At 57.7% G+C, this 7,740-nt stretch carries 6 protein-coding genes; all 6 read right to left on the bottom strand.

Features of this window, described 5'->3' with window-relative positions; all coding sequences use genetic code 11:
- A partial coding sequence (dnaE, locus tag FT726_RS25260) for a DNA polymerase III subunit alpha (RefSeq protein ID WP_346303657.1) occupies positions 1 to 3,452 on the bottom strand: 3,452 nt, incomplete at its 3' end.
- A gap of 31 nt (positions 3,453 to 3,483) precedes the next feature.
- Positions 3,484 to 4,110 carry a ribonuclease HII gene (gene rnhB / locus FT726_RS25255; protein WP_282996914.1) on the bottom strand — a complete coding sequence of 209 codons (627 nt, stop codon included), beginning with the start codon at positions 4,108 to 4,110 and terminating at the stop codon, positions 3,484 to 3,486.
- The gene (gene lpxB / locus FT726_RS25250) at positions 4,103 to 5,251 is read right to left on the bottom strand and encodes a lipid-A-disaccharide synthase (RefSeq protein ID WP_104188149.1); all 1,149 of its coding nucleotides are present in this window, start codon (positions 5,249 to 5,251) and stop codon (positions 4,103 to 4,105) included. The genes rnhB and lpxB overlap by 8 nt, the downstream gene beginning before the upstream one ends.
- 3 nt (positions 5,252 to 5,254) lie before the next feature.
- Positions 5,255 to 6,043: an acyl-ACP--UDP-N-acetylglucosamine O-acyltransferase gene (gene lpxA, locus FT726_RS25245; RefSeq protein WP_021507480.1), complete on the bottom strand. Its 789-nt coding sequence runs from the start codon at positions 6,041 to 6,043 to the stop codon at positions 5,255 to 5,257.
- 3 nt (positions 6,044 to 6,046) lie between these two features.
- Positions 6,047 to 6,502: a 3-hydroxyacyl-ACP dehydratase FabZ gene (fabZ, locus tag FT726_RS25240; protein WP_013507953.1), complete on the bottom strand. Its 456-nt coding sequence runs from the start codon at positions 6,500 to 6,502 to the stop codon at positions 6,047 to 6,049.
- Between the two features lie 194 nt (positions 6,503 to 6,696).
- Positions 6,697 to 7,722, bottom strand: coding sequence for a UDP-3-O-(3-hydroxymyristoyl)glucosamine N-acyltransferase (lpxD, locus tag FT726_RS25235; RefSeq protein ID WP_104094030.1), 1,026 nt, complete (start codon positions 7,720 to 7,722; stop codon positions 6,697 to 6,699).
- Positions 7,723 to 7,740 lie beyond the last annotated feature (18 nt).

Here is a 7,740-nt window from a genome sequence, read left to right as displayed (position 1 = left end):
CCTACTAACGACCGCAAATCGTTGAGTAAACGATCGCTGGGCGAAATACGCCACGCTGCACCAAAGCGCAGCTTCGCCCGCGCATCTGCTCTCTGATAATAGAGATGCACCGGAATGGTCCCGGAGCGATGAGGCTCCAGAGACTGGCGGAGACGGTTTAAAAGCTGGTCATCAATTTGCCTGTCCGTCAGCGAGATAGCAAGTCCGCGCGCGTATTTTTCCCGCGCTTCGTCGATGTCCATGACTTCCCGGGCGGTCATTTTAAGCCCACCGCTAAAGTCATCAAAGCTGACCTGTCCACTGACGATCAGGATACGGTCCTTCTCCAGCAGCTGCTGGTATTTATCTAACGCATCGGTAAATAACATCACCTCAAGACGGCCAGAGCGGTCGTCAAGAGTACAGATACCAATTCGGTTGCCGCGCTTGGTGACCATGACGCGGGCGGCAATCACCAGCCCGGCCGCAACGGTCACTTTACCACGTTCTGTTGGATGCATGTCTTTCAGGCGCATGCCGCCAACGTAGCGCTCAATTTCTTTCAGATACTGATTGATCGGATGGCCGGTGAGATACAGACCGAGCGTCTCACGCTCGCCATCCAGCTGCACCTGCTCCGGCCACGGCGTAATGGCCGCGTAAGATTGCTCAACCTGCTCGGGCTCTTCCGCCAGCACGCCGAACATATCCGCCTGTCCCGTCGCTTCGGCTTTGGCATGCTGATCCGCCGCCTTCAGGGCGTCACCCAGCGCGCTCATCAGCGCCGCGCGGTGCGGGCCAAGACGATCGAACGCGCCGGACATGATCAGTTTTTCCATCACGCGACGGTTGATCTTTTTGGTGTCGGTGCGCGCGCAGAGATCAAACAGCTCTTTAAAGTAGCCGCCCTGATTACGCGCTTCGAGGATCGCTTCGATCGGCCCCTCACCCACGCCTTTGATGGCGCCGATGCCGTACACGATCTCCCCGTCATCGTTGACGTGGAACGGATAGAGCCCGGAGTTAATGTCTGGCGGCAGCACTTTCAGCCCCATGCGCCAGCACTCATCCACCAGTCCAACCACCTTCTCGGTGTTATCCATATCGGCGGTCATCACCGCCGCCATGAACTCGGCCGGATAGTGCGCTTTCAGCCACAGCGTCTGATAGGAGACCAGCGCATAAGCAGCAGAGTGCGACTTGTTAAAGCCGTAGCCCGCGAACTTCTCCACCAGATCGAAGATTTTCATCGACAGTTCGCCGTTGATGCCCATCTTCTCAGCACCGTCCTGGAACACCGAACGCTGCTTGGCCATCTCCTCCGGCTTCTTTTTACCCATGGCACGACGCAGCATATCCGCGCCGCCCAGCGTATAGCCGGACAGGACCTGGGCAATCTGCATCACCTGTTCCTGATAGAGGATGATGCCGTAGGTCGGCTCCAGCACCGGCTTCAGGCTCTCATGCTGCCACTGAATGTCCGGGTAAGAGATGGCTTCACGGCCGTGCTTACGGTCAATAAAGTTATCGACCATGCCCGACTGCAGCGGCCCCGGACGGAACAGCGCCACCAGTGCGATCATATCTTCGAAACAGTCCGGCTTCAGGCGCTTGATCAGATCTTTCATGCCGCGCGATTCAAGCTGGAACACCGCAGTGGTTTCCGAGCGTTGCAGCATGTCGAAGCTTTTTTTGTCATCCAGCGGGATGGCGGCGATATCGATTGGCGGTAAACCCTGCTTTTCGCGCCGCGGGTTGATCATCTTCAGCGCCCAGTCGATGATGGTCAGCGTGCGCAGGCCGAGGAAGTCAAACTTCACCAGTCCGGCGTATTCCACGTCGTTTTTATCGAACTGGGTGACCGGGAACTGGCCGTTCTCATCGCAGTACAGCGGCGCAAAATCGGTGATTTTGGTCGGCGCAATAACTACGCCACCGGCGTGCTTGCCGGCGTTACGCGTGACCCCTTCCAGCTTGCGCGCCATGTCGATCAGCGCTTTGACCTCTTCGTCAGCTTCGTAGATCTCCGGCAGCTGCGGTTCCGCCTGGAACGCTTTTTCCAGCGTCATGCCGGGATCCGGCGGGATCAGTTTTGAGATGCGATCAACAAAGCCGTACGGATGCCCCAGCACCCGGCCGACGTCACGAATCACCGCTTTCGCCGCCATGGTACCAAAGGTGATAATCTGCGACACCGCATCGCGGCCGTACATCTCAGCCACGTGATCGATCACCTGGTCACGTTTTTCCATGCAGAAGTCGACGTCAAAGTCGGGCATCGAGACACGTTCCGGGTTAAGGAAACGTTCAAACAGCAGGTCAAACTCCAGCGGATCGAGATCGGTAATTTTCAGCGCGTAGGCCACCAGCGAACCGGCGCCGGAACCACGCCCCGGCCCGACCGGAATGCCGTTGTCCTTCGACCACTGGATAAACTCCATCACGATCAGGAAGTAGCCGGGGAAGCCCATCTGGTTAATGACGTTGAGCTCAATGTCGAGACGCTCGTCATACTCCGGCCGGCGTTCGGCACGCACCTGCTCATCCGGGAAGAGAAACGCCAGGCGCTCCTCAAGCCCTTCGCGCGACTTCATCACCAGAAAATCTTCGGTCGACATGTCGCCGGTCGGGAATTGCGGCAGGAAGTATTCGCCGAGGCGCACCGTGACGTTACAACGCTTAGCAATCTCTACGCTGTTTTCCAGCGCTTCCGGGATGTCCGAGAACAGCTCGCACATCTCCTCTTCGCTGCGCATATATTGCTGAGGACTGTAGTTGCGCGGACGTTTAGGATCGTCCAGCGTGTAGCCGTCGTGAATCGCCACGCGGATTTCATGGGCATCAAAATCTTCTTCGTTGAGGAAGCAGACTTCATTGGTGGCCACCACCGGCACCGATTCAGCAATCGCCAGTTCAACCGCGGCGTGCAGATAGGCCTCTTCGTCTGGCCGGCCGGTACGCGTCAGTTCCAGATAGTAGCGGTTGGGGAAATGCTGCTGATAGAAACTCAGGCACTGCGCCACCAGCGCGTTATTGCCGCGCAGCAGGCTGCGACCGACGTCACCGCGCCGTCCGCCCGACAGCAGAATCAACCCTTCGCCCAGCTCCAGGAGCCAGTCGCGATCGATAATCGGTCCGGCGATACCGTAACCGCGCTGGTAAGCGCGCGAAATCAGCAGCGTCAGATTCTGGTAACCGGTGTTATTAGCGGCCAGCACGGTGAGCTGCGTCAGCTCATCGCCCATTAAATCGCTGGCCACCTGGAAGTCAGCCCCGACGATCGGTTTGATACCGGCGCTATGCGCGCTGCCATAAAAGCGCACCAGCCCGCACAGGTTGGTGTAGTCGGTGATGGCAATGGCTGGCATGCCGAGCGCGGCCGCCTTTTTTACCAGCGGCCCGGTCTTGGCCAGACCATCGACCATGGAGTAATCGCTGTGTACGCGCAGATGTATAAAACGAGGTTCAGCCATATCAGTTTCCGGTTAAAACAGCGTCAGGCTATTAAAGCGTAGTCGGCTGGCGCGCGGCCAGCACATCAGCATCAATCAGGGCGTTACGCACCGGCGCAAAGCTGCGGCGGTGGTGAGGTGTGGCACCAAACTGCGTCAGTTTTTCCATGTGCAGCGCGGTCGGATAGCCTTTGTGATGGGCGAAACCGTACTGCGGAAACAGCAGGTCCAGCTCGGCCATTTCACGGTCGCGCGTGACTTTGGCGATGATCGAGGCGGCGCTGATTTCCCGCACCAGACTATCGCCCTTCACCACCGCCTGCGACGGCATCGGCAGCGCCGGACAGCGGTTGCCATCAATCAGAACAAAATCCGGTGCAATATGCAGACCGGCAACCGCGCGCTGCATCGCCAGCATGGTGGCGTGCAGGATGTTCAGCTGGTCAATCTCTTCCGGCTCAGCGCGGCCCAGGCTCCACGCCAGCGCTTTCTCTTTGATTTCATCAAACAGCGCAAGGCGGCGTTTTTCAGACAGCTTTTTGGAATCCGCCAGGCCGGCAATCGGCTGCGCCGGATCGAGGATCACGGCGGCGGTCACCACGGCACCGACCAGCGGGCCACGTCCGACTTCATCAACGCCGGCAATCAGCCGGGCATCAGGATAAATAAATTCAGCCATTGGCAATCTCCAGTACCGCATCCGCCGCCTGTTCGTCGGCGTTCCAGCGAATCTGCTGATGCAATTGGGTGAAAGTGGCCAGCAGCGCGTCACGCTCCGGACCGGCATGCAGCAGCGGCTCCAGCGCCGCAGCTAACGCTGCAGGCTGGCACTCCTCCTGCAGCAGCTCCTGCACCAGTTCACGGCCGGCCAGCAGGTTAGGCAGCGAAACGAACAGGGTTTTCACCAGCCGCTTCGCCAGCCAGAAGGTGAACGGCTTCATACGATAGCCCACCACCATCGGGCATTTCGCCAGCATGCACTCCAGCGCTGCAGTGCCGGAAGCCAGAATCGCCGCGTCGCTGGCGATCATCGCCTGGCGCCCTTTGCCATCCAGCAGGTGCATCGGCAATTCCGGCGCGACGCTGGCTTTGATCTGCTCGAACTGCGCGCGCCGCTTCGCGTTAACCAGCGGCACTACGATCTCCAGCGCCGGATAACGCTGGCGCAGCAGCTGTGCAGCGCGCAGGAAATCAGCGCTGAGCATCTCCACTTCCGCGCCACGGCTGCCCGGCAGCAGGCCGAGGCACAGCGCATCATCAGCGATCCCTAATTCACGCCGCGCGGCCAGTTTGTCCGGCTGCAGCGGCATCGCATCGGCCATGGTGTGCCCGATAAAGCGGCACGGCACGTTGTAGCGATCGTAAAACGCTTTTTCAAAAGGCAGAAACGCCAGCACCAGATCGGTGTTGCGGCCAATTTTGAACACGCGCTTTTGTCGCCAGGCCCACACGGAGGGACTGACGTAATGAATGGTGCGAATGCCGGCACGCTTGAGGTTGCCTTCCAGCGTGATGTTGAAATCCGGGGCATCGATGCCGACGAAAACATCCGGCCGCAGCTCGGTAAAGCGCTGGGTTAAATCCTTGCGGATGTGCAGCAAACGGCGCAGGCGGCCAAGCACCTCAACGATGCCCATTACCGCCAGCTCTTCCATCTCGTACCAGGCTTCGCAGCCTTCGGCCTGCATCAGCGGACCGGCAACGCCAACGAAGCGCGCGTCAGGATGGCGCGCCTTCAGCGCACGAATCAATCCGGCACCAAGAATATCGCCGGAGGTTTCTCCGGCGACCAGGGCAATCGTTAAGGGACGCACTGACATGAATTAACGAATCAATCCACGGGTAGAACGGGCAAAGAAGTCGTAGAAAGGCTGCACTTCGCTATGAAGTTTGGCCAGTTCTTCGATCTCCGGCTTCACTTCATCCAGCGTTTTACCGCTGCGGTACAGCAGCTTGTACGCGTTACGAATGGCGTGCAGTGCTTCTTTGCTGAAGCCACGACGCTTCAGGCCTTCGATATTGACACCGAACGGCGTGGCATGGTTGCCCTGCGCAATCACGTACGGCGGCACGTCCTGCGCGACGCCGGAACAACCGCCTACCATCACGTGGGCACCAATGGTGCACCACTGGTGCACCGCCGTCACGCCGCCGATGATGGCAAAATCATCCACGGTAACGTGGCCGCCCAGCGTTACGTTGTTGGCCAGAATACAGCGATTGCCGATCACGCAGTCATGGGCAATGTGCGCATTGACCATCAGCAGGTTGTCGCTGCCGACTTTGGTCAGCCCGCCACCCTGCGTGGTGCCACGATGAATGGTGACGCTCTCGCGGATGCGATTGCGATCGCCGACTTCAACGCGGGTCGGTTCACCGGCATATTTCAGATCCTGATTCACTTCGCCAATCGAAACGAACTGGTAGATCTGGTTATCTTTACCGATACGCGTGTGGCCATTCACCACCACGTGCGATTTCAGCACCGTGCCTTCGCCAATTTCCACGTTCGCTCCGACAACACAAAACGGACCGATTTGGACGTTGGCGCCGATCACCGCACCTTCTTCAATGATGGACGTTGGATGGATGCTGGCGGTTGAATCAATCACTAATTATGCCTCCCGGCTACGGGCACACATCATGGTCGCTTCACAGACAATCTTACCGTCTACGGTTGCCACGCCTTTGAAGCGCGTCAGGCCACGGCGGGTCTTCTCGAAGGTGACTTCCATGATCATCTGGTCGCCCGGCACTACCGGACGCTTAAAACGGGCTTCGTCGATACCGGCGAAATAGTACAGCTCGCCCGGTTCCAGTTTTCCAACGCTTTTAAACGCCAGAATACCGGTCGCCTGCGCCATCGCTTCCAGGATCAGAACGCCTGGGAAAATCGGTTTACCAGGGAAGTGTCCCTGGAAAAACGGTTCATTAACAGAAACGTTCTTTACCGCACGCAGATATTTATGCTCTTCAAATTCCAGCACGCGGTCAACCAGCAAAAACGGGTAGCGGTGCGGCAGCAGTTCTAAAATCTCTTCAATTTTCAGAGTATGCGTTTCAGTTGTCAAAATACTCTTCCTGTCCTAAAAAATCTGATGGCAACAATAACACGGCCTGCACCGATCAAAATGATCTTTCGCAGGCCGCAAATCAGTTCAGTGGCGTTTCGCTTACCATGATACCTGCTGCCGCACTCTGGTTAACCCCGAGGTGAAAGAAGGTACGCTGCTTTATTATGAAAGCGGGTAGAGCCGGGATGTGCTCAGTCGTCTTTGCCGACCTTGCGTTCGATGGCTTTTAAGCGTTTGCTCATGTCATCGATGTTCATCACCAGCGCTGCCGTTTTACGCCAGGTTTTGTTGGGTTGCAGCGGGATACCCGATGAGTATACCCCAGGCTCTGTGATGGGACGCATGACCATGCCCATGCCGGTTACCGTCACTTTGTCACAGATTTCCATATGGCCGTTAATGACGCTGGCTCCGCCAATCATACAGTAACGCCCAATCTTCAGACTACCCGCCATGATCACACCACCGGCAACCGCGGTGTTATCACCAATCACGACGTTGTGCGCAATCTGACACTGGTTGTCTATGATAACACCATTGCCGATCAGAGTGTTATCCAGCGCACCGCGATCGATCGTGGTACAGGCACCAATTTCTACCCGATCGCCAATCACCACGGTGCCCAGCTGAGGAATTTTCACCCAGTTGCCGCGGTCGTTAGCATAACCGAAACCATCGGCACCAATCACGGTGCCAGACTGAATCAGACAATCCTGACCAATCTGAGTTTCATGATAAACCGTAACGTTGGCCCACAGACGGGAACCACGGCCAATGCGCGTGCGCTTGCCGACAAAGCAGCCGGCGCCAATCACCACGTCATCACCCAGCTCAACGCCGGACTCGATGACCGCGTTAGCGCCCACCGAGACATTGTTCCCCAGCTTCGCGCTCGGATCGATCACGGCGCTGGGCGCGATATTTTGCGCGGGCTGCGGCGTGGTGTCCAGCAGTTGTGCCATACGGGCATAAGTCAGGTAAGGGTTTTTCACCACCAGCGCGGCGGTTTTACACCACTCCAGATCCGCTTCCGTCAGCACCACGGCTGAGGCCTGAACCTGTGCGAGCTGCTCGCGGTAGCGGCTGTTGGCAAGAAAAGTGATTTGACCAGGGGTGGCGGATTGCATAGAAGCAATGCCGGAGATGGCGATATCGCCATCTCCGTGCAATTCTGCATCCAACTGCTGGGCTAAATCAGCCAGTCGAATTGATGACATCGATTATTTAACCTGTTT

The sequence above is a fragment of the Pantoea sp. Morm genome, assembly GCF_016643525.1.
In the GTDB taxonomy this organism is placed as follows: domain Bacteria; phylum Pseudomonadota; class Gammaproteobacteria; order Enterobacterales; family Enterobacteriaceae; genus Pantoea; species Pantoea dispersa.
Note: the sequence above shows the minus strand (reverse complement) of the source record. Positions and strands in the feature narration are given on the sequence as shown.